This is a genomic window from Pseudomonas sp. 2FE, from assembly GCF_005503735.1.
Taxonomy (GTDB): domain Bacteria; phylum Pseudomonadota; class Gammaproteobacteria; order Pseudomonadales; family Pseudomonadaceae; genus Aquipseudomonas.
The window spans coordinates 1-23006 of the sequence record NZ_SCMO01000011.1; the positions used below are offsets into that span (position 1 = coordinate 1).

13 protein-coding genes and 2 pseudogenes are annotated in these 23006 nt (G+C 62.3%); 9 read left to right on the forward strand and 6 right to left on the reverse strand.

The genetic code is table 11. The features are described from left to right. The 3 genes and pseudogenes from FFS12_RS15470 to FFS12_RS15480 all read right to left on the reverse strand — a co-directional run. Window positions 1–1239, reverse strand: a pseudogene (locus FFS12_RS15470) (RHS repeat protein); the annotation flags it as partial. Between the two features lie 19 nt (window positions 1240–1258). Then, window positions 1259–2344: a DUF6531 domain-containing protein gene (locus tag FFS12_RS15475; protein WP_171011895.1), complete on the reverse strand. Its 1086-nt coding sequence runs from the start codon at window positions 2342–2344 to the stop codon at window positions 1259–1261. 1122 nt (window positions 2345–3466) lie between these two features. Beyond that, complete coding sequence (locus FFS12_RS15480) at window positions 3467–4933, reverse strand: glyceraldehyde-3-phosphate dehydrogenase (RefSeq protein WP_137888002.1); 1467 nt, start codon at window positions 4931–4933, stop codon at window positions 3467–3469. A 140-nt stretch (window positions 4934–5073) separates the two neighbouring features. On the opposite strand from FFS12_RS15480, the gene mfd reads away from it, so the two are divergent. The 3 genes from mfd (at window position 5074) to FFS12_RS15495 (ending at window position 12439) form a co-directional block, all read left to right on the forward strand. After that, on the forward strand, window positions 5074–8511 hold the full coding sequence (gene mfd, locus FFS12_RS15485) for a transcription-repair coupling factor (RefSeq protein WP_137888004.1): 3438 nt from the start codon (window positions 5074–5076) through the stop codon (window positions 8509–8511). A 72-nt stretch (window positions 8512–8583) separates the two neighbouring features. Next, window positions 8584–9108: a CsiV family protein gene (locus tag FFS12_RS15490; protein WP_137888006.1), complete on the forward strand. Its 525-nt coding sequence runs from the start codon at window positions 8584–8586 to the stop codon at window positions 9106–9108. A 10-nt stretch (window positions 9109–9118) separates the two neighbouring features. After that, complete coding sequence (locus FFS12_RS15495; RefSeq protein ID WP_137888008.1) at window positions 9119–12439, forward strand: DEAD/DEAH box helicase; 3321 nt, start codon at window positions 9119–9121, stop codon at window positions 12437–12439. A gap of 32 nt (window positions 12440–12471) precedes the next feature. Here the strand turns inward: FFS12_RS15495 and FFS12_RS20495 are convergent. Then, window positions 12472–12597, reverse strand: a pseudogene (locus tag FFS12_RS20495) (IS1595 family transposase); the annotation flags it as partial. A gap of 261 nt (window positions 12598–12858) precedes the next feature. Beyond that, window positions 12859–13914: a 23S rRNA (cytidine(2498)-2'-O)-methyltransferase RlmM gene (gene rlmM / locus FFS12_RS15500; protein ID WP_137888010.1), complete on the reverse strand. Its 1056-nt coding sequence runs from the start codon at window positions 13912–13914 to the stop codon at window positions 12859–12861. A gap of 169 nt (window positions 13915–14083) precedes the next feature. Here rlmM and acnA point away from each other — a divergent pair, with 169 nt between their 5' ends. Beyond that, a complete protein-coding gene (gene acnA / locus FFS12_RS15505) occupies window positions 14084–16774 on the forward strand; it encodes an aconitate hydratase AcnA (protein ID WP_137888012.1) in 2691 nt (896 codons plus the stop codon). An 85-nt stretch (window positions 16775–16859) separates the two neighbouring features. On the opposite strand, the gene FFS12_RS15510 is transcribed toward acnA, so the two are convergent. After that, window positions 16860–17567, reverse strand: a complete 708-nt coding sequence (locus tag FFS12_RS15510) for an alpha/beta family hydrolase (RefSeq protein WP_256657398.1) — start codon at window positions 17565–17567, stop codon at window positions 16860–16862. A gap of 581 nt (window positions 17568–18148) precedes the next feature. Between FFS12_RS15510 and ccoN the strand changes: the two genes are divergently transcribed. From ccoN to ccoG, 5 genes are all read left to right on the forward strand, one after another. Next, entirely contained in the window at window positions 18149–19588 is a 1440-nt protein-coding gene (ccoN, locus tag FFS12_RS15515) for a cytochrome-c oxidase, cbb3-type subunit I (protein WP_137888014.1), read from the forward strand. After that, on the forward strand, window positions 19588–20205 hold the full coding sequence (gene ccoO / locus FFS12_RS15520; RefSeq protein WP_137888016.1) for a cytochrome-c oxidase, cbb3-type subunit II: 618 nt from the start codon (window positions 19588–19590) through the stop codon (window positions 20203–20205). The genes ccoN and ccoO overlap by 1 nt, the downstream gene beginning before the upstream one ends. Window positions 20206–20210: 5 nt before the next feature. Further along, the gene (locus FFS12_RS15525; RefSeq protein WP_137817275.1) at window positions 20211–20402 is read left to right on the forward strand and encodes a cbb3-type cytochrome c oxidase subunit 3; all 192 of its coding nucleotides are present in this window, start codon (window positions 20211–20213) and stop codon (window positions 20400–20402) included. After that, the gene (gene ccoP, locus FFS12_RS15530; protein ID WP_137888018.1) at window positions 20399–21382 is read left to right on the forward strand and encodes a cytochrome-c oxidase, cbb3-type subunit III; all 984 of its coding nucleotides are present in this window, start codon (window positions 20399–20401) and stop codon (window positions 21380–21382) included. Before FFS12_RS15525 ends, ccoP begins: the two co-directional genes overlap by 4 nt. A gap of 196 nt (window positions 21383–21578) precedes the next feature. Continuing rightward, the gene (gene ccoG / locus FFS12_RS15535) at window positions 21579–22994 is read left to right on the forward strand and encodes a cytochrome c oxidase accessory protein CcoG (RefSeq protein ID WP_137888020.1); all 1416 of its coding nucleotides are present in this window, start codon (window positions 21579–21581) and stop codon (window positions 22992–22994) included. The last annotated feature ends 12 nt before the right edge of the window (window positions 22995–23006 follow it).

The following is a 23006-nucleotide window of genomic DNA, read 5'->3' on the forward strand; positions in this document are numbered from 1 at the left end:
GTAAGTGACGCTGAAGCCGCCGGGGTAGCCGATGCCGGTCAGTTGGTTGGCAGCGTCGTAGGCGTACTTGAGGCTTTCATCCTTGGGCAGCGTGGCGACCGTCAATGAGCGGATCTGCTGCGTCAGGTTACCGCGCGCGTCGTAGCTGTAGCCGATCAGGCCGCCGGAGTCTTTGAGGGCCGTGAGCCGGCCGATGCCGGAGTTGCCGCCGGTGGTCATGTCATAGGCGTAGGTGACGTTCAGCGCGGGCTTGGCCGGATAAGTGCGCGCGGTGAGGCGATTGAGGGCGTCGTACTTATAAAGGGTGACCAGGCCACGGGCATCGGTCTTTTTGATCACATTGCCGGCGGCATCGTGGGCATAGGTCGTGGTGCCGCTGTCCGGGCTGCTCAGTTGAGTCAGGTTGCCGAGGCCGTCGTAGACGTAGCGAGTGGTGACGCCGCGCGGGTCGCTGACCTGGGTCAGGTGGTCCTGGGCGTCATAGGCCAGGGCGGTGACCCCGTTCAGCGGATCGGAGCTGGCGACCAGACGGTCGAGGGCATCGTAGGCGCGGACGTGACTGTTCTGCTTGGGATTGGTCAGGGCGGTGGGGTTGTCGTTGAGGTCGTACTGGACGCGACTGGTCTGCCCGGCGGCGCCGACCGAACGGAGCAGGCGGCCCAGTTCGTCGTAGGCCCACTGCTGCTGTTGGGTGAGGTTGTTGGAGCCGTCCTTGATCCGTTGCGCGGTACGGTTGCCCATGGCGTCCAGATCGTATTCGACGGTTTCGCCGAGGTTATTGCTGATGGCGGTGAGGCGGCGCGCATCGTCCCAGCTGTAGGTCAGCCAGCTACCGTCACCGCGGGTGACCTTGGTGATCTGGCCCACGGCGTCGTGCTCGAAGGATGTGGTGCTGCCGGCCGTGCTGACCGAGGCCAGCCAGCCCTGCGGGGCGTAGGTGAGGCTGGTGCTGACGTTGTTGGCGTCGGTGATGCTCTGTGGATGGCCGTCGGCGTCGTAGTTCGACAGCTGGGTGAGATGGCCGAGGGCGTTGGTGACGCTGGTCAGATGCCCCTGCCCGTCATAGGCGTAGCGGGTGATGTCCTGGACGTCGGTACGCGGGCCGTCGGCCGTTTCGATCAGGCCCTGGCTGGTGTAGCTGTAGCTCCAGCTGCGCTCGACGGCTTGGGTGGAGGGCCAGCTCAATGCGCTGGTCAGGGCGAGCGCGAGCAGGCTCGCGCGGTGCAGAGTCTTATTCATGTTTCAGGTCCTTCTGAAATCAGCGATCGGTCTGAGTCTGGCTGAGCTGCCGGCCTTGGGCGTCGTAGCTGTAGCTGGTGATCCGCCTCGGTTCGGTGACAGTCACCGGTAGGAACAGTGTCGGGTGCCAGGCGGTGCTGATGGTACGGGCCTGCGGCGTGCCAACGGCTTCGGTTCGGGCAACCTCCAGGCCGCGCTCGTTGTAATCGTAAGTGGTGACGAAGCCTTTGTTGTCGGTCTTGGTCTTGAGCAGGCCACGGGCGTCGTAGGTGAAGGTCGAGTTGCTGTTGGGGCAGTTGGCCGAAGGCTCGCCTTCGATGGCGCTGACCCGTTTGATCCCACCGATGCTGACGAAGCGGTAGATGGTGGCCTTACCTAACTCATTGGTCACGGTGCTGGAGCCATCCGCGTTGTATGCAACTTGTGTGTGTTCCGCGCCGCCGGCGTGTTCGCTGGAAACAGCGCGGCCCTTGTCGTCAAACGTCCAGGTGGCGTAGCGCACGCCGCGCTCGTCGGTGATGCCGGTCAGCAACTTCGGATCACGTGTGTCTTCGTAGTGGTACTGGCGGGTTTCGCTCTGGTTGCCACGCGTACGGGTCACCTGACTCAGGCGGTTGTTGGCGTTGTAGCCGTAGGCCACGTGCAGGTCGGACACGTGCAGGCTGGCCGGCTGGCCATCCGCCCGCACGGTGAAGCTGAGGTTGTGGCCCAGGTAGTCGGTCACGCTCACCCCCGCCGCGCTGTATACCAGTTGCTGGTATCCCTGCGGGAACTCCCAGCGCGTCAGCCGGCCTTTATCGTCAAAGCGCAAGACCTCGTTGTCGGGCGAGCGGTACACCCAGGTGGTCCCGGTCTTTTCCAGTTTGCCCAGTTCGGCCGCCGGGGCGCTGATGCTGGTGCCACTGACTTTGAAGAAGACTTCGCGACCGTCCGCTTGCACCAAGGCGACGGCATAAGGCGTCAGTCGCAAACTGACCGAATAACTGTGGCGCCAGAGTCCATCCAGGCTGTTATAGGCACGGGAAAACCCCAACTGGTTACCGGCATAATCCCGTTCTTCCTGGTATTTATTGCCCACGGCGAAGTTGATCGGGTTGCCCGTCACGGGATCAGGCCCTTTGCGGGAAGAGCCTTTACCGCCGCCGGGGCCATTGCCTCCACCGTTTGCTGAACCCGAACAATTGCCAGGGGCGCCTTTGTCAGGGTCGTTCGCGCATTCGCCGCTTATAGGGTTATAGACTTTATCTTGAGGGCACGAATCGCCTCTTCGCCCTACAACTCCTCTTGTTATACATGAAGAACTGTTTGTGGCGGAGCCTCCGCACATTCTCATATGTTCTTTTGGATATAGAGTCATGCAAAGCGTTTCGCTAACCCCAACAGGGTTAGGAGGCCAAGGCATTGCAGCCGCAGCCTGGCATGCGGCCCATGGGCTGGGAAACTTTCTTCCCTGCATTGTGACGTGATTGTATTCCCAGTAATACTCTTCGGCTTTTATTGAGGCAGATATCAGGAGGCATAAAGATAGCGCTGCAGATAAAGCGGTGTACCGTCTCATTTAAAACAATCTCCAATGGCTAAGTTAAAAGCCTGGCTTTGACTGGATATAAGTTTTGGAGATCAGAGGCGCCACGAACTACCGTAGCGGTAAATGCGGAGGCGTGTAGATTCGATAATCGTCGTGGAGTAAGCACGGCTTCTGGCGAGCCGATTTAATAAATGAACAGCGCTAGGCATCTTCAATTCCCTTTGAAGTCAGCGATGGGTAGTGCTCTGACCGAGCTGCCGGCTCAGCTCGTCGCAGTGGTCGCGGATAATACGATTCTACTTGGTCACTGTCATCCCAAGGCATGCAGCGTACTTTTGAAGAAGAGCGGCAGTGGCCATTACCGAGCACCTGACCCGCGACTAAAGCGCCCAACACAGGCTCGGCACGCCGGGCGCCTTTCGCTCGAAGCCGATTACGCCGCGAGGGTCTCGGCTGCACGAACCTGTAAGCGGATTTATCCGCGATGCTCGGCGGCGGATCGCATCGCGGATAAATCCGCTCCTACAAAAGCAGGGCATGTTCGCCGTTAGAACGACGCCGGGCAGTCGAAACGCAGGCGCTCGCCCATGGATAGAGGGAGCGCCAGAAGGCTCAGCCGGATAAGGCGAAATTGTCGACCGCAGAAATGCAAAACGGGAGCCGAAGCTCCCGTTTTGTTGTTTGCCTGACTTCGAGCGCTTAGTGCGGGAAGGCTGGCGGGTTGACCCCGGCCATGTCTTCCATCACCCGCACGACCTGGCAGCTGTAACCGAACTCGTTGTCGTACCACACGTACAGCACAACGCGGTTGTCGTTGCAGATGGTGGCTTCGGCATCGACCACGCCGGCGTGACGCGAGCCGACGAAGTCAGTGGAAACCACTTCCTGCGAATTAACGAAGTCGATCTGCTTGTGCAGATCCGAGTGCAGCGCCATGTAGCGCAGGTACTCGTTCATTTCTTCGCGGGTGGTGGCCTTCTCCAGGTTCAGGTTGAGGATGGCCATCGACACGTTCGGCGTCGGTACGCGAATCGCGTTACCGGTCAGCTTGCCCGCCAGTTCCGGCAGCGCCTTGGCCGCCGCGGTGGCGGCTCCGGTCTCGGTGATCACCATGTTCAGCGGAGCGCTACGGCCGCGACGATCGCCCTTGTGGAAGTTGTCGATCAGGTTCTGGTCGTTGGTGTAGGAGTGAACGGTTTCCACGTGGCCATTGATGATGCCGAACTTGTCATTCACCGCTTTCAGCACCGGCACTATGGCGTTGGTGGTGCAGGAAGCCGCGGAAATGATCTTGTCGTCCGCAGTGATCTCGCCATGGTTGATGCCGTGCACGATGTTCTTCAGCTGGCCTTTGCCTGGCGCAGTCAGCACCACGCGATCAATACCCGGGCAGGCCAGGTGCTGACCCAGACCCTCGGCATCCCGCCAGACGCCGGTGTTATCGACCAGCAGCGCGTTCTCGATGCCGTATTGGGTGTAGTCCACTTCCTTCGGCTCTTTGGCATAGATCACCTGAATCAGGTTGCCGTTGGCCGTCAGGGTGTTGTTGGCTTCATCGACGGTGATGGTGCCATCGAACGGACCATGCACCGAGTCACGCCGTAGCAGGCTGGCGCGCTTGACCAGGTCATTGGTCGCGCCTTTACGGACGACGATGGCGCGCAGGCGCAGGCCGTCGCCACCACCGGTTTTCTCGATCAGGATCCGCGCCAGCAGGCGGCCGATCCGACCGAAACCGTAGAGCACCACATCGGTGCCTTTGCGCGGCGCGCCATTTTGCTTGCCAACCACCTCGGCCAACTCGTCACGGACGAACTGTTCGATGCTGCGGCCATTGGCTTCGGCTTTGTACTTGACGACCATCTTGCCCAGGTCGACGGAAGCGGCGCCCAGCTTGAGCGCGCTCATCTCTTTGAGAATGGCGAAAGTCTCATGCACCGACAATTCGCTTTCGTCAGCTTGGCGGTGACGGGCAAAACGGTGCGCTTTGAGGATCGCTATCACCGAACGGTTGATCAGGCTGCGGCCATAGATCGAACTCACCACATTGTTATTGCGGTAGAGCTGACCGATCAGCGGAATCATCGCCTCGGCGAGCGCTTCACGTTCGATCCATTCACCAAGACACTGGTCAGGCTTCTGAGTCACGGGCAGTACCTTCGACATATGTAGGGGCTGAAAAAAGGGGCTACATTATGACGGCCCCCGCAACTGGGGGCAATCTGCAGCGGACGAAACACTGACAGCAGATCGCTTCGATAGTTACAATCCGCCCGGTCAATCCTCGACCGGAGCCACGACCACTCGTGTCCGTATTGCATCTACCCACTCTACCTGCCGCTTCGGGCAAACAACACTGGGGCAACTTGCCCGGCGCCGCGCTCAGCTTAGCTATTGCTGAGGCCGCCAGCGCGGCCAAGCGCTTCACCCTGCTGCTGACCGCCGACAGCCAGAGCGCCGAACGCCTGGAGCAGGAGCTGCGTTTCTTCGCGCCCGAGCTGCCGGTCCTGCACTTCCCGGACTGGGAAACCCTGCCCTATGACTTGTTCTCGCCGCATCAGGACATCATTTCGCAGCGCATCGCCAGCCTCTACCGCCTGCCGGAGCTGACCCACGGCATATTGGTCGTGCCGATCACCACCGCCCTGCACCGCCTGGCGCCGACGCGTTTTCTGCTCGGCAGCAGCCTGGTGCTGGATGTCGGCCAGAAACTCGATGTCGAGCAGATGCGCACCCGCCTGGAGGCCACCGGCTATCGCTGCGTGGACACCGTGTATGAACACGGTGAGTTTGCCGTGCGCGGCGCGCTGATCGACCTGTTCCCGATGGGCAATCCGCTGCCGTACCGCATCGACTTGTTCGATGACGAGATCGAAACGCTGCGGACTTTTGATCCGGAAACCCAGCGCTCGATCGACAAGGTCGACTCCATCCGCCTGCTGCCAGCACGCGAATTCCCGCTGAATAAAGAAGCCGTGACCGGCTTTCGCGCCCGTTTTCGCGAGCGCTTCGACGTCGATTTCCGCCGCTGCCCCATCTATCAGGATCTCAACAGCGGCATCACCCCGGCGGGCATCGAGTACTACCTGCCGCTGTTCTTCGAGGAAAGCGCTACCCTCTTCGACTACTTGCCGACGGACACCCAGGTGTTTTCCCTGCCGGGTATCGAGCAAGCCAGCGAGCATTTCTGGAACGACGTGCGTAATCGCTACGAAGAGCGCCGCGTCGACCCTGAGCGCCCACTGCTACCACCCACTGAACTGTTCCTGCCGGTCGAAGACTGCTTCGCCCGGCTGAAGAACTGGCCACGCGTGGTCGTCAGCCAACAGGATGTGGACGCCGGCGTCGGCCGCGAGCGCTTCCCCGCGCGCGACTTGCCGGAGCTGGCGATCCAGGCCAAGGCCAACCAACCCTTGGCGGCGCTGGAGCGCTTCCTCGACGAGTTCCCCGGCCGCGTGCTGTTCACCGCCGAGTCTGCCGGGCGCCGCGAAGTCTTGCTGGAGCTGCTAGCGCGCCTGCACCTGCGCCCTCAGGCGGTCGACGGCTGGCTGGACTTCATCGGCAGCTCCGAACGCCTGGCGATCTGCATTGCCCCGCTGGACGACGGCCTACTGCTCGAGCAACCCGCCGTAGCGCTGATCGCCGAAAGCCCGCTGTTCGGCCAACGGGTGATGCAACGCCGGCGCCGGGAAAAACGCAGCGATAGCGGCGATGCGGTGATCAAGAACCTCACCGAGCTGCGCGAAGGCGCACCGGTGGTGCATATCGACCATGGCGTCGGCCGCTACCTGGGCCTGGCCACCCTGGAAGTCGACAACCAGACCGCTGAATTCCTCATGCTGGCCTACGCCGATGAGGCCAAGCTGTATGTGCCGGTCGCCAGCCTGCACCTGATCGCCCGCTACACCGGCAGCGATGACGCCCTGGCGCCCTTGCACCGCCTCGGTTCGGAAACCTGGCAGAAGGCCAAGCGCAAGGCCGCCGAACAAGTGCGCGATGTGGCCGCCGAGCTGCTGGATATCTACGCCCGCCGCGCCGCCCGCGAAGGCTACGCCTTTAAAGACCCGCTGGCCGACTACGCCACCTTCAGCGCCGGCTTCCCCTTCGAGGAAACCCCGGACCAGCAGACCACCATCGACGCGGTGATGGCCGACATGCTGGCGGCGAAACCCATGGATCGCCTGGTCTGCGGCGATGTCGGCTTCGGCAAGACCGAAGTGGCCATGCGCGCCGCCTTTATTGCCGTGCACAGCGGCAAGCAGGTGGCGATTCTGGTGCCGACCACCCTGCTCGCCCAGCAGCACTACAACAGCTTCTGCGACCGCTTCGCCGACTGGCCGGTAACGGTCGAAGTGATGAGCCGCTTCAAGTCGAACAAGGAGGTCGATGCAGCCGTACAGCAATTGGCCGAAGGCAAGATCGACATCGTCATCGGCACCCACAAGCTGCTGCAGGACGATGTAAAGATCAAAAACCTCGGCCTGGTCATCATCGACGAAGAACACCGGTTCGGTGTACGCCAAAAGGAACAGCTCAAGGCCCTGCGCAGCGAAGTCGACATCCTCACCCTCACCGCCACGCCGATTCCGCGCACGCTAAACATGGCCGTATCGGGCATGCGCGACCTGTCGATCATCGCCACCCCGCCCGCGCGGCGGTTGTCGGTGCGCACCTTCGTCATGGAACAGCAGAAGCCGATCATCAAAGAAGCCCTGCTGCGTGAGTTGCTGCGCGGCGGCCAGGTCTACTACCTGCACAACGATGTAAAAACCATCGAGAAATGCGCCGCCGACCTCGCCGAACTGGTGCCCGAGGCGCGCATCGGCATCGGCCACGGGCAGATGCACGAACGCGATCTGGAACGGGTGATGAGCGACTTCTACCACAAGCGCTTCAACGTGCTGATCGCCTCGACCATCATCGAGACCGGCATCGACGTGCCAAGCGCCAACACCATCATCATCGAGCGCGCCGACAAGTTCGGCCTGGCGCAGCTGCACCAGCTACGCGGCCGGGTTGGCCGTAGCCACCACCAGGCCTATGCCTACCTGCTGACGCCACCACGCAAACAGATGACCCCGGACGCGGAAAAACGCCTGGAAGCCATCGCCAACACCCAGGATCTCGGCGCCGGTTTTCTGCTGGCGACCAACGACCTGGAAATCCGCGGCGCCGGCGAACTGCTCGGTGACGGCCAGAGCGGACAGATTCAAGCGGTCGGCTTCACCCTCTATATGGAAATGCTCGAGCGCGCGGTGAAGGCCATTCGCAAAGGCGAGCAACCCAATCTGGAGCAACCGCTCGGCGGCGGGCCGGAAATCAACCTGCGCGTACCGGCGTTGATTCCCGACGCCTATCTGCCTGATGTGCATAGCCGCCTGATCCTCTACAAACGCATCGCCTCGGCTGCCGATGAGGACAGCCTGAAGGAGCTGCAAGTCGAGATGATCGACCGCTTCGGCCTGCTGCCGGAGCCGACCAAAAACCTGGTGCGCCTGACCCTGCTGAAATTGCAGGCCGAGCAACTCGGGATCAAGAAGCTCGATGCCGGCCCCCAGGGTGGACGGATAGAATTTGCCGCCGACACCCAGGTCGATCCATTGGTACTGATCAAATTAATCCAGGGCCAACCGAAGCGTTACAAGTTCGAAGGCGCCACGCAGTTTAAATTCCAGGTGCCGATGGAGCGCCCAGAAGAGCGCTTCAATACACTCGAGGCGCTCTTCGAGCGCCTGACCCCGTAAATCCACCTAGAAGCTGTTGCGCTCGCTCACGACGCCTCTAGGCGAATTGCCCTACATAAAAAGGACTGATTCATGCGTGCCCTCCATTGCCTCGCCTTGTTGCTGACCCTCATCGCCCCGACTGCCTTCGCCGACGGCCTGTATCAGGTCGAGCTGATCCTTTTCCGCCAGGCTGGCGAACCGATTCCGGCCAGCCAGACCGCTCCGGATGACTGGGCCGCCGACGCCCAAGCACTAGCCGCGGGCAGTGAGCGCGGCACAGCCCTGAACGCCGAGGCGGCCAAGCTCACCGCCGCCAATGGCTATCAGGTATTGCTGCATCAGGCCTGGCAGCAGAACGTCGGCGAAGCCCCGACGAAAATCGCCCTGTCGAGCGGCCAGCAGCAGTTCGGCCACTTTCCGGTGGAAGGCACGCTAAGCCTGAAACAGATGCGCTTTGTCGACCTGGAAAGCGATTTCTGGATCAATCAGTTCGACGCCGACGGCCTGCTCAGCGGCAGCGAACGCCTCAAGCAAGGCACCCGCCTGAAGACCGGCGAACTGACCTTCCTCGACCACGGCAGCCTCGGCCTGCTGATCAAAGTATCCCCCCTGTAAGACTTGGCCGATGCGCTCTACCCTTGAACAGCTGAGGCAACACGCCTGGACCGACGAGTTCGACCGCGGCGCGCTGACCCGTGGCCAGGAGTATGCGCAGCAGAAGCGGGTGGTGATTCTCGCCTGCGAGGACAACCTGATCAGGGCCAACTGCCGCGGCTCGGGTACGCAGCGCTACGAGCAGCAGATACTCCTCGGCACCCCGGGCGCGCCGTTGATCGGCCGCTGCAGTTGCCCGGTCGGCTACAACTGCAAGCACTGCGTCGCGGTGTTGCTGCATCTGCTACAGCAGTCGCCCAGTCAGACGGCGACTGCGCCTGCCACGCCCAAGCTGTCCGGCTCACTGCAGAGCTGGCTGCAACAGCTGCCTAAGGCCGACCGCCCCGACGCCAACGCCTACCCGCCGGGCGAACTGTCACGCCTGTATTACCAGCTGGTTCCCGACCTGCTGATCGAGCTGTACAAGGTGCGCCTGCGCAAGGACGGCAGCCTGGCGGAGATCAAGCCGTACTCCTCGTTGCGCGAGGCGATCCAACGCGAGCCACGCTTCCTACTGCCGCTGGATCTGCGCATCGCCCGTCTGGCTTACAGCAGCAAGGACAACAGCTACCGCTACGACAACCGACTCGACCTGAATGGCGCCAGCGGCGGTGAAATCCTCGCCCGGCTGCTGGAAACTGGCCGGCTGTTCCTCGACCTCGAAGACGACCGACCCCTGCGCAGCGGCGAACCGCGCCAGGCACACTTCACCTGGCAAAGCATGAGGAACGGCGATTATTGCCCGACCTGGAAAGTCGACGGGGGAACCAACCTGGAGGTACTCACGGCGGTCGAGCCGCTGCACTACCTGGATCTCGAAACCGGCCAGATCGGCCCGCTGCAGCATGACCTGCCCGCGCGCCTGGCCAGCCATCTGAGTCAGGCACCGAGCGTCAGCGCCACCGAGGTCGAACTGTTCAGCCTGTCGCTGCACGAGCTGGCGCCCCAGGTTCCGCTCCCCTGCGCACCGCAGGAGCGACTGCTCGACGATCTGCTACCGGTGCCACACCTGAGCCTCGGCAGCCACCTGTTCAGCGGTTATCAACCGCGCACCGGGCGTATAAGCAGCGAATATCAGCATCGTGCCGGCCTGAGTTTTGTCTATGCCGGCGCCCGCGTTCACGGCAAGAAGGTGGCCGCTGGCGAGCGGATTCGCAGCGTCGACCGCGCGGAAATCCTCAGCATCGCCCGCCAGCCCAAGGCCGAGCGCGCGCTGCGCCAGCAGTTGGAACGGCTTGGCATGCGCCCTGCCCTGCGGCAAAGCCAGGCCCTGCCCAAAGACTCGGCGGAAATGTTCGACCTGGCCAGCGAAGCAGACTGGCTCGACTTCGCCCAACAGGGGCTGCCGCAACTGCGCAAGCAGGGTTGGCAGATCGAGATCAAGCCCGGCTTTGTCTTCGACCTGACCCCGGTGGACGCCTGGTATGCCGAACTGGACGAGTCGCCAGAACGCGAATGGTTCGATCTGGCCCTGGGCATCCTGGTCGATGGCCAACGCATCAGCCTGCTGCCGGTGCTGCTGAAACTGATCCGGCAAAACCCGCAATTGCTCAGCGCGAGCACCCTGCAACTGCGCAGCGACGACGAATTGCTGCACCTCAAGCTCGACAGCGTGCGCCAGGAAGACGGCCGGCCGCTACAGGTGGTGCTGCCCCTTGGCCGCCTCAAGTCGATTCTCGCCACCCTCGGCGAGCTGTATCTGCGCGACCAGCCGCTGAGCCCTACCCTGCGCCTGAGCGCCCCGGACGCCGCCCGCCTGAGCGCGCTGGACGCCCTGGATCTGGAATGGCAAGGCGGCGAACGCCTGCGTGAATTCGCCCACCGCCTACGCGACTGCCAGAGCGTCGCCGCCAGCGCTCCGCCGGGCCTGCAGGCCGAACTGCGGCCCTACCAGCTCGAAGGCCTCGGCTGGATGCAAACCCTGCGCGAGTTGGAAGCCGGCGGCATCCTCGGTGACGACATGGGCCTGGGCAAGACCCTGCAGACCCTGGCGCATCTGCTCACGGAAAAACACGCCGGGCGCCTCGACCGCCCGGCTCTGGCGGTGATGCCGACCAGCCTGATCCCCAACTGGCAGGACGAAGCCGCGCGCTTCGCCCCGGACCTGCGCGTGCTCGCCCTGCACGGCCCGGGGCGGCAGAAGGACTTCGCTAGACTGGCCGACTTCGACCTGCTACTGACCACCTATGCGCTGCTGCCTCGCGACCTCGAACGGCTGAAAGCGCAGCCCCTGCACCTGCTGATCCTCGACGAGGCGCAATACATCAAGAACCCCGCCAGCAAAGCCGCCCAGGCCGCGTGCCAGCTCGACGCCCGGCAGCGCCTGTGCCTGTCCGGCACGCCCTTGGAAAACCACCTGGGCGAACTCTGGTCGCTGTACCACTTCCTCATGCCCGGCTGGCTCGGCGACAGCAAAGGCTTCACCCGCGACTACCGCACGCCTATCGAAAAACACGGCGACAGTGCCCGCCTCGCCCACCTCAATGCGCGGATCAAACCCTTCCTGCTGCGGCGCAAGAAAGACCAGGTGGCCAAGGAACTGCCGGCCAAGAGCGAAATCGTCCACTGGGTCGAACTCAGCGAAGCGCAACGCGACCTCTACGAAACCGTGCGTCTGGCGATGGACAAGAAGGTCCGCGAGGAAATCGACCGCAAGGGTCTGGCCCGCAGCCAGATCGTCATCCTCGAAGCCCTGCTGAAACTGCGCCAGGTCTGCTGCGACCTGCGTCTGGTGAAAAGCGCCGTCAACCCGCAAAAGCCCCGCAGCGGCAGTTCCGGCAAGCTCGACAGCCTGCTGGAAATGCTCGAGGAGCTACTCGCCGAAGGCCGCCGCGTGCTGCTGTTCTCGCAGTTCACCTCGATGCTGGCGCTGATCGAAGAAGAGCTGCAGCGCCGCGACATCGCCTATGTGCAGATCACCGGCGAAACCACGGACCGCCGCACCCCGGTACAGCAGTTCCAGAGCGGCGCGGTACCGCTGTTCCTGATCAGCCTGAAAGCCGGCGGCACCGGCCTCAACCTGACCGCCGCCGACACCGTGATCCACTACGACCCCTGGTGGAACCCGGCCGCGGAAAACCAAGCCACCGACCGCGCCTACCGTATCGGCCAGGACAAGCCGGTGTTCGTCTACAAGCTGATCGCCCGGGGCACCGTCGAGGAAAAAATCCAGCAACTGCAACAGAAAAAAGCCGCCCTCGCCGCCGGCGTACTGGAAAGCAACGGCAAAGGTGACTGGCAACTGCAGCCAAGCGACATCGACGCACTCTTCGCGCCGCTGCCGGTGGGATAACTGCGGACCAGTGGCCCGTCTGATTAATTCGTTTACCTAGCTCTGTAGGCTGGCGTCCGCGAAGCGACATAACTGAAGCGCTCTATCATCGAGCCGAGATCGAAGCCGCGATTGAAGCGATATTCGAACTCGGCCAGATAGCCTGGGGCGTGCTTGAGCTGGAAGGCCTGATGCTGCAGGTACGGCGGATGCCCCTCCGTACTCGTCTGCACAACAGCGATAAAGGGAACCCTATGCTCCGCACCGCGCCCGCGCCTCCCTGGCCGCTCACCAGACCGGGCTGGAACTGGATTCGATTGCGTGACATATCAGCGCCGCCACTGGTTATCCACACAGAAGCCATAGCAGTGGATCTGTGAGGTGACTGGTCTTGGTGCGTAATCAGATAAGAGATTGATGCCGCAGTCAGATGAGTTGCACTACTTGCCCAAGCGCCGCAGGTGGCAGGTCACTTCTTCGCGGTCGTGATAGAGCTGCTTGCAGCCGATGGCGACCTTGATGCCGCGCGCGACGAAGCCGTCCTCGATGCGTTCGAGCAGGCGCCGCACTTCGGCGTAACGCTGTTTCATCGGTAGTTTGAGGTTGACCACCGCCTCGCGGCACAGCCCTTCACCGATCCAGGTTTCCAGCAGCGCGGCGTTGCGCGCGGGCTTCTCGACTATGTCACAGACCATCCAGTCCACCGGCTTGCGCGGTTTGAACAGGAAGCCATCGGCCTTGAGGTGCTCGACCAAGCCGGAATCCATCAGGCTTTGCGCCATAGGTCCGTTGTCCACCGCGGTCACCTTCATGTGCCGGTTGACCAGCTGCCAGGTCCAACCACCAGGCGCAGCGCCCAGATCGACCGAGGTCATGGCCGGGGCCAGGCGCACGTCCCACTCGTCCCGCGGGATGAACTGGTGCCAAGCCTCTTCCAGCTTGAGGGTCGAACGGCTCGGTGCCTCACGCGGGAACTTCAAACGCGGGATACCCATCGGCCAAAGGGCGGAGTTGTTCGCCTCGGCCAGGCCGAAAAACACCTCGCGGCCGCTTTTGAAGGTCAGCAGCAGGCGCGGCTTGGTCACATCCTCGACCAGCTTGCCGGCCTTCTTCAGCGCATTGCGCAGTGGCGCCTCGAACTTCTTGCAGAAATTCGACAGTTCTTTGCCGTCGTTGGTATCCAGCACTTCCAGCCACAGGCTGCCGCACGTGGGAAAATCCGCCAGATGCTTGAGCAGCACGCTGATCCGGTCGGTTTCCGGCAGGTCGATAAACACCCCACGCGCCCACTGCCGCGGAAAAATCAGTTGGGCGAAGCGCTGCCCTCGCATCAGCCGCTCGGCGCCATCGGCCTCGGTGCAGATGAATTCGGCGCAGGCGCTGTTCGGCTTGGCCTTGGCGTAACCCGCCACCTCCAGGCGCGCGGCGTGCTCGGCGATCTCCGCACACACCTCATTTTCAAAACCGGGGCGGCAGTGCAACAACAAACAGTTCATTAGCGATTCTCCTCAAGCGGCGCATGATAGCGGAGTTGGGAACCCAGGCGCCGCCCGGCAGTCCAGTTAGATGGCGAGACCGCCCGCGCAGGGCTAGCTTGAAGACCTAGCGTCAAACAACAGCTCCGCTCAGCCAGGCCCGCCCCTGTGGGCGACGAGGAGATGCGCAATGCCGTCCCTGAATAGCTTGAACTGCCGCCGCAGCCTCGAAGTCGGCGGCCACACCTACCTCTATTACAGCCTGCCGGAAGCCGCGAAAACGCTCGGCAATCTCGACAAACTGCCGATGTCGCTGAAAGTCCTGCTGGAAAACCTGCTGCGCTGGGAGGACGACAAAACCGTCAGCGGCGATGACTTCAAGGCCCTGGCGGCCTGGCTGAAGACCCGCAACTCGGAGCGCGAAATCCAGTACCGGCCGGCCCGCGTCTTGATGCAGGACTTCACCGGCGTGCCGGCCGTCGTCGATCTGGCCGCCATGCGTGCCGCCATGGCCAAGGCCGGTGGCGACCCGCAGAAGATCAACCCACTCTCCCCCGTCGACCTGGTCATCGACCATTCGGTGATGGTCGACAAATTCGCCAGCGCCTCGGCCTTCGAGCAGAACGTCGAGATCGAGATGCAGCGCAACGGCGAGCGCTACGCCTTCCTGCGCTGGGGCCAGCATGCCTTCGACAACTTCAGCGTGGTGCCGCCGGGCACCGGCATTTGCCACCAGGTCAACCTGGAGTACCTCGGCCGCACGGTCTGGACCAAGGAGGAAGACGGCAAGACCTACGCCTTCCCCGACACCCTGGTCGGCACCGACTCGCACACCACCATGATCAACGGCCTCGGCATTCTCGGCTGGGGCGTCGGCGGCATCGAAGCGGAAGCCGCGATGCTCGGCCAGCCGGTGTCGATGCTGATTCCCGAGGTGATCGGCTTCAAACTCAGTGGCCAACTGAAAGAAGGCATCACCGCCACCGACCTGGTGCTCACCGTCACCCAGATGCTGCGCAAGAAGGGGGTGGTCGGCAAATTCGTCGAATTCTATGGCGACGGCCTGGCCACACTGCCGCTGGCCGACCGCGCCACCATCGCCAACATGGCGCCGGAATACGGCGCGACCTGTGGTTTCTTCCCGGTGGACGAGATCACCCTCGGCTATCTGCGCCTGTCCGGCCGCCCGGAGCAAACCGTGGCCCTGGTCGAGGCCTACAGCAAAGCCCAGGGCCTGTGGCGCCTGCCAGGCCAGGAACCGGCATTCACCGACGCCCTGGAACTGGATATAAGCACTGTCGAGGCCAGCCTGGCCGGGCCGAAACGCCCGCAGGATCGCGTCTCGCTGCCCCACGTCAAACAGGCCTTCGATGAGTTCATCGGCTTGCAGCTCAAACCCGCCGGCAGCAAAGATGTCGGTAACGGCATCGACTATCAGGACGACGGCCAAACCCACCGGCTGCAGAACGGCGCGGTGGTGATTGCCGCCATCACCTCCTGCACCAACACCTCCAACCCCAGCGTGATGATGGCCGCCGGCCTGCTGGCGAAAAAAGCCATAGAGAAAGGCCTGCAACGCAGACCTTGGGTGAAAAGCTCATTGGCCCCCGGTTCCAAGGTGGTCACCGAGTACTTCAAGGCGGCGGGACTGACCCAGTATCTGGATGCCCTTGGCTTCGATCTGGTCGGCTATGGCTGCACCACCTGCATCGGTAACTCGGGGCCGTTGCTCGAGCCCATCGAGAAGGCCATCCAGCAGGCCGACCTGACCGTCGCCTCGGTACTCTCCGGCAACCGTAACTTCGAAGGCCGCGTGCATCCGCTGGTGAAAACCAACTGGCTGGCCTCCCCGCCGCTGGTGGTGGCCTACGCCCTTGCCGGTACGGTGCGGATCAACCTCAGCGAAGACTCGCTCGGTCAAGGCCATGACGGCAAACCGGTGTACCTGCGCGATATCTGGCCCAGCCAGCAGGAAATCGCCGAGGCCATCCTGAACGTCGACACCCGCATGTTCCACAAGGAGTACGCCGAGGTCTTCGCCGGTGACGAGAAATGGCAGGCGATCCAGGTACCAACAGCGGCTACCTACGCCTGGCAGGCCGACTCCACCTATATCCAGCACCCACCGTTCTTCGAGGATATCGCCGACGCGCCACCGCACATCGGCGACATCCACCAGGCGCGGATCCTCGCCCTGCTCGGCGATTCGGTGACCACCGACCACATCTCGCCGGCCGGCACTATCAAGGCGGACAGCCCTGCCGGGCGCTACCTGCGTGAGCACGGCGTGGAACCGCAGGACTTCAACTCCTACGGCTCACGGCGCGGCAACCATGAGGTGATGATGCGCGGCACCTTCGCCAACATCCGCATCCGCAATGAAATGCTCGGCGGCGAGGAAGGCGGCAACACCCTGCACGTGCCGAGCGGCGAGAAGCTGGCGATCTACGACGCCTCCATGCGTTACCAAGAGGAAGGCACCCCGCTGGTGGTGGTCGCCGGCAAGGAGTACGGCACCGGCTCATCCCGCGACTGGGCGGCCAAGGGCACCAACCTGCTCGGTGTGAAGGCGGTGATCGCCGAAAGTTTCGAGCGTATCCATCGCTCCAACTTGGTGGGCATGGGCGTGTTGCCGTTGCAGTTCAAGGCGGGGCAGGATCGCAAAACCCTGCAACTGACCGGCAAGGAAAAGCTCGGCATCTACGGGCTGGATGGCGTCGAGCTGCACCCGCTGATGAACCTCATGGTGGAAGTCAGCCGTGAGGATGGCACCCGCGAAAACTTCGAAGTGCTGTGCCGCATCGACACCCTCAACGAGGTCGAGTACTTCAAGGCCGGCGGCATTCTGCATTACGTGCTGCGGCAATTGATCGCCGGTTAATCGCAGAAGCCGTGGTGACGGGCGGGCTGCAGGGGGCAGCCCGTCGTTTTTACCGTGCTAAAAATGTGGAGCCGTTCAAATCTAGTTAGGGGCTATTCCGCAAAAAAAACGCCACCGCATCCGCCGCATCATCCAGGTGTTGCTCATGGGTCAGCCCCGAGGCCTTGAGCGGTTTCAGGTCATGATCTCCGGTCACCAGCCAATGCAGTTGAATCGCCGCCGACAGACTGTAACCGGCCACAGCTTGGCGATCGCCCATGGCGTCGCGCTCGCCCTGCACCATCAGCGTGGGCGTCTGCAGATCGGCCAGATGCGCCACCCGCGGTTTGTCCGCCTTGCCGATGGCGTGGAACGGATAGCCGAGGCAAACCAGCGCAGCCGCTCCCAGCTCGTCGGCCAGCATGCTCGCCATCCGTCCACCCATCGACTTGCCGCCGATCGCCACAGGCCCGCTGAACTCCTGGCGCACCTGCGCATAGACCTGGCGCCAGGTGTCCAGCAATTGCGCCTGCGGATTGGGCGGCCGCTTGCGCCCATCCGCACGCCGCGCGGCCATATAGGCGAACTCAAAGCGCAGCACCGCCACGCCACGCGCCGCCAGGCGCTCCGCCATACCCTGCATAAACGGGCTATCCATCGCCGCGCCTGCCCCGTGGGCGAGAATCAGGCAGGCCTCTGTCGTGCCTTGCGGCCGGCTCCATAACCACTCGCCCGTCTGCGTACTGCTGTGTGCCTTCGTGCTACTGGATGAACCTTGATCCTGATCAATACCCTGCATTTGCCCTTTCACCATGCTTGCCTCGCTTTTGCAGAATCCGCCTTTCGCCGTGACTGGAGGCTTTTACATGAACCGCGCAACCAGTACCGCCTATAGCGACCATCTATCGGCCATCGCCCGCGCAAAATCTTGCAGCTCCTCAAGGCTGCCGCAGAAGCCGGAGCAATGGCTGGCGGTGTGCCCCCGACGCCGCCCAAGCAACCCGGCGCCGACGACAAGAGCGCGTGCAAAAGCAAGGAAATCCGCTTACCTCCGAGGACTCAGCAGGATGCACCCGCTTTTATCCGGAGCACCGTTTCGAGCTGCGACCCAGTGTCGCACCTCGCCGACCAACAACCGTCACAGTGGTTTGACTTGGACTAATCTTCGCGCATTAGCCGCCTGCCATAACCTCAAGGCAGCACCTCTCTTTGCGCAACATCCGTTATCGAGTCGAGCACCTGAGAAACGTCCTCATTTAGAGGCTGAAATAACTTGTTTCAGATGCCTGAAACCCCGATAGCTGCTGCTTGCGACGTTGCAATGGCTACCTGGTTTCTCCATACTTGCCGCCGATTTTTACCCCTAAAAAACACCCTAAACCGTGGAACCTTAGAATGAGCACAGCAATCAGTCCGACTGCTTATAACTATAAGGTGGTCCGCCAGTTCGCCATCATGACGGTGGTCTGGGGGATCCTTGGCATGGGCATGGGCGTTTTCATCGCCTCGCAACTGGTCTTTCCGGAGCTGAACTTCGGTCTGCCATGGACGAGCTTTGGACGCCTGCGCCCCCTACACACCAACCTGGTGATCTTCGCCTTCGGTGGCTGTGCTCTGTTCGCTACGTCTTACTACGTGGTGCAACGTACCTGTCAGGCCCGACTGATCTCTGACAGCCTCGCCTCCTTCACCTTCTGGGGCTGGCAAGCGGTGATCCTCGGCGCCGGCGTCAGCCTGCCGCTGGGCTACACCAGCTCCAAGGAATACGCCGAGCTGGAATGGCCGATCGACATCCTCCTCGGGATCGTCTGGATCACCTATGCCGTGGTGTTCTTCGGCACCATCCTCAAGCGCAAGGCCAAGCACATCTATGTCGGCAACTGGTTCTTCGGCGCCTTCATCCTGGTGACCGCGCTGCTGCACATAGTCAACAGCATGGAAATGCCGGTTTCCGCATTCAAGTCCTACTCGCTGTACTCCGGCGCGACCGACGCTATGATTCAGTGGTGGTACGGCCACAACGCCGTAGGTTTCTTCCTGACCACCGGCTTCCTCGGCATGATGTACTACTTCGTACCCAAGCAGGCCGAGCGTCCGATCTACTCCTATCGCCTGTCGATCGTGCACTTCTGGGCGCTGATCACCCTGTACATCTGGGCCGGTCCGCACCACCTGCACTACACCGCGCTGCCGGACTGGGCGCAGTCCCTCGGCATGGCGATGTCGATCATCCTCCTGGCTCCGAGCTGGGGCGGCATGATCAACGGCATGATGACCCTGTCTGGCGCCTGGCATAAGCTGCGCACCGACCCCATCCTGCGCTTCCTGGTGGTCTCCCTGGCGTTCTACGGCATGTCGACCTTCGAAGGCCCGATGATGGCCATCAAGACCGTCAACGCCCTGTCCCACTACACCGACTGGACCATCGGCCACGTGCATGCTGGCGCCCTCGGCTGGGTGGCGATGATCTCCATCGGCGCGCTGTACCACATGATTCCGAAGCTCTGGGGTCGCCCACAAATGCACAGCATTGGCTTGATCAACGCGCATTTCTGGCTCGCCACCATCGGTACCGTGCTGTACATCGCCTCCATGTGGGTCAACGGCATCACCCAAGGCCTGATGTGGCGTGCCATCAACGAAGACGGCACCCTCACCTACTCCTTTGTTGAAGCGCTGCAAGCCAGTCACCCAGGTTTCATCGTGCGGGCAATCGGTGGTGCGTTCTTCGCCTCCGGCATGCTGCTGATGGCCTACAACACCTTCCGCACCGTGCGCGCCTCCAAGCCAGCTGAAGCTGAAGCCGCCGCTCAGATCGCTGTAGGAGCTCATTGATGAACCCCCAAGTACACGAAGTAGTCGAGAAGAATATCGGCCTGCTGGCCTTCTTCATGGTCATCGCCGTCAGCATCGGCGGCCTGACCCAGATCGTTCCGCTGTTCTTCCAGGACGTCACCAACAAGCCGGTGGAAGGCATGAAACCGCGCACCGCCTTGGAACTGGAAGGCCGTGACATTTACATCGCCAACGGCTGTGTCGGCTGCCACTCGCAGATGATCCGCCCGTTCCGCGCCGAAACCGAGCGTTATGGCCACTACTCGGTAGCCGGCGAAAGCGTCTGGGATCACCCGTTCCTCTGGGGTTCCAAGCGTACCGGTCCGGACCTGGCCCGGGTTGGCGGCCGCTACTCCGATGAGTGGCAGCGCGCGCACCTGTACAACCCGCGCAACGTAGTGCCCGAGTCGATCATGCCGGCCTACCCCTTCCTGGTCGAAAACAAGCTCGACGGCAAAGACACCGCCAAGAAAATGGAAGTGCTGCGCTCCATGGGCGTGCCTTACACCGACGAAGACATTGCCGGCGCCCGCGCTGCGGTTAAAGGCAAGACCGAAATGGACGCCGTGGTGGCCTACCTGCAGGGCCTGGGCACCATCATCAAAAGCAAACGGTGACTGTGATGGACATCGGGATGATTCGTGGTCTTGGCACCGTTGTAGTGATGGTGGCCTTTATCGGTCTGGCGCTTTGGGTGTTTAGCGGAAGACGTAAAAAGGACTTTGACGAGGCCACACTGCTGCCTTTCGCAGATGATCCCGAAGCCATTAAGCACGTCGAGCAAGAGCAAGCTTCTAGGAGTAATAAAGAATGACCCTCTTCTGGAGTCTGTACGTCACAGTACTCACCCTGGGCACCATCGCCACGCTGACCGGGATCCTGTTATCCACGCGTAAAGGCCAGCGCAAAGAAGCCACCGACCAGACGGTCGGCCACTCCTTCGACGGCATCGAGGAGTACGACAACCCACTGCCGAAATGGTGGTTCATGTTGTTCGTCGCCACCATCATCTTCGCCCTCGGCTACCTGGCGCTCTACCCTGGCCTGGGTAACTGGAAAGGTCTGCTGCCGGGTTACGGCCACCTGAACAACGAGACCCAGCAAGAGTTCTCGAATGGTCAGCCTGGCTGGACCGGCGTGCATGAGTGGGAAAAGGAAATGGCCAAGGCTGACGCGAAGTTCGCGCCGATCTTCGCCAAGTTCGCCGCCATGCCTATCGAAGAAGTCGCCAAAGACCCGCAAGCCCTGAAGATGGGTGGCCGCCTGTTCGCCTCCAACTGCTCGGTTTGCCACGGCTCCGATGCCAAGGGCGCCTATGGCTTCCCCAACCTGACCGACGCCGACTGGCGCTGGGGCGGCGAGGCGGCAACCATCAAGACCACCATCCTGGGCGGGCGTCAGGGTGTGATGCCGGCCTGGGGCGAGGTGATCGGCGAACAAGGCGTACGCGATGTGGCCGCCTTCGTGCTGACCGAACTGAACGGTCGCAAGCTGCCGGAAGACGCGAAAGCCGACCCCGCCGCCGGCCAGAAGATCTTCGCCGCCAACTGCCTGGCTTGCCACGGCCCAGAAGGTAAAGGCACCCCAGCGATGGGCGCACCGAACCTGACTCACCCGGCTGCGTTCATCTACGGTTCGAGCTTCGCTCAGCTGCAGCAGACCATCCGCTACGGTCGCCAAGGCGTGATGCTGGCCCAGGAACAACTCCAGGGCAACGACAAGGTTCACCTGTTGGCGGCTTATGTCTACAGCTTGTCGCATGGCAGCGATGCCGCTACCGATACGGCCGAGTAAGTTCTGTTTTCGGAGTCATGCCCGCTCTGGCGGGCTGGCTCTGAAGCAGCTCCCGCATAACGCCCTGCCTCCACGCGACTTCGGGTCGCAGCGTTAAAGCCGCACTCCCAGCGTATAATTCAGAGCGCGCAAGTCGCTTTGACCTCTGTCGGCATGTACTGGCCGAGGCTCTCTTCCACAGCCGTGGTACGCACTGATGAGCAAGCAGATCCCCGTTCGAGACATTACCCCGCAGGCCAAGCCGGCGGCTAACAGCGTCGACCTCTACGCTTCGCGTGAAAAGATCTACACCCGCGCCTTCACCGGTTTCTTCCGCAATCTGCGCAGGTTCGGTGGCGCTGCCCTGCTCCTGCTGTACTTCGGCACCGTCTGGCTCAACTGGGCGGGTCATCAGGCGGTCTGGTGGAACCTGCCGGAGCGCAAGTTCTACATCTTCGGCGCCACCTTCTGGCCGCAGGACTTTATCCTGCTCTCCGGGCTATTGATCATCAGCGCCTTCGGCCTGTTCTTCATCACCGTGTTCGCCGGCCGCGTCTGGTGCGGCTACACCTGCCCGCAGAGCGTCTGGACCTGGATTTTCATGTGGTGCGAGAAGGTCACCGAAGGCGACCGTAATCAGCGCATCAAGCTCGACAAAGCGCCCATGAACGCCAACAAGTTCCTGCGCAAGCTGGCCAAACACAGCCTCTGGCTGGTGATCGGCTTCGTCACTGGGCTGACCTTCGTCGGCTACTTCTCGCCCATTCGCGAGCTGAGCCTCGACTTCTTCATCGGCCAGGCCGATGGCTGGTCGTACTTCTGGGCCGGCTTCTTTACCCTCGCCACCTACGGCAACGCCGGCTACTTGCGCGAGCAGGTGTGCATCTACATGTGCCCCTACGCGCGCTTCCAGAGCGTGATGTTCGACAAGGACACCCTGGTCGTCTCCTACGACCCGCGCAAAGGCGAACACCGCGGCCCGCGTAAAAAGGGCGCCGACTACAAGGCCGAAGGCCTCGGCGACTGCATCGACTGCACCATGTGCGTACAGGTCTGCCCGACTGGCATCGACATCCGCGACGGCCTGCAGATCGAATGTATCGGCTGCGCCGCCTGCATCGACGCCTGCGACTCGATCATGGACAAGATGGACTACCCGCGCGGGTTGATCAGCTACACCACCGAGCACAACCTCTCCGGACAGAAGACTCACCTGCTACGGCCACGCCTGATCGGCTACGCCATCGCCCTGCTCGCCATGATCGGCCTGCTCGCCGCAGCCTTCGTCATGCGTCCGCTGGTGGGCTTCGACGTCAGCAAGGATCGCGTGCTCTACCGCGAAAACGCGGAAGGGCGAATCGAGAACGTCTACAGCCTGAAGATCATGAACAAGGATCAGCGCGAGCACACCTACCTGCTCGATGCCAAGGGCCTGGACGACCTGCAACTGGCAGGCCAGCGCGAGCTCAAGGTCGCCGCCGGCGAGATCCTGAGCCTGCCGGTAGAACTGTCCATCGCGCCAGAGAAGTTGCCGTCGAGTGCCAACGAGGTGATCTTCACCCTCGATGACGTCGACGAACCCGACACGCATGTTGAAGCCAAGAGCCGCTTCATCGGCCCGCACATTCGTTAAGAGAGCGACAAG

Bases quoted from the DNA above. Each gene is read 5' to 3' on its own strand.
- FFS12_RS15480 (WP_137888002.1), bottom strand. From the start codon at position 4,933: ATGTCGAAGGTACTGCCCGTGACTCAGAAGCCTGACCAGTGTCTTGGT.
- FFS12_RS15490 (WP_137888006.1), top strand. From the start codon at position 8,584: ATGCGTGCCCTCCATTGCCTCGCCTTGTTGCTGACCCTCATCGCCCCG.
- FFS12_RS15495 (WP_137888008.1), top strand. From the start codon at position 9,119: ATGCGCTCTACCCTTGAACAGCTGAGGCAACACGCCTGGACCGACGAG.
- rlmM (WP_137888010.1), bottom strand. From the start codon at position 13,914: ATGAACTGTTTGTTGTTGCACTGCCGCCCCGGTTTTGAAAATGAGGTG.
- acnA (WP_137888012.1), top strand. From the start codon at position 14,084: ATGCCGTCCCTGAATAGCTTGAACTGCCGCCGCAGCCTCGAAGTCGGC.
- FFS12_RS15510 (WP_256657398.1), bottom strand. From the start codon at position 17,567: ATGGTGAAAGGGCAAATGCAGGGTATTGATCAGGATCAAGGTTCATCC.
- ccoN (WP_137888014.1), top strand. From the start codon at position 18,149: ATGAGCACAGCAATCAGTCCGACTGCTTATAACTATAAGGTGGTCCGC.
- ccoO (WP_137888016.1), top strand. From the start codon at position 19,588: ATGAACCCCCAAGTACACGAAGTAGTCGAGAAGAATATCGGCCTGCTG.
- FFS12_RS15525 (WP_137817275.1), top strand. From the start codon at position 20,211: ATGGACATCGGGATGATTCGTGGTCTTGGCACCGTTGTAGTGATGGTG.
- ccoP (WP_137888018.1), top strand. From the start codon at position 20,399: ATGACCCTCTTCTGGAGTCTGTACGTCACAGTACTCACCCTGGGCACC.
- ccoG (WP_137888020.1), top strand. From the start codon at position 21,579: ATGAGCAAGCAGATCCCCGTTCGAGACATTACCCCGCAGGCCAAGCCG.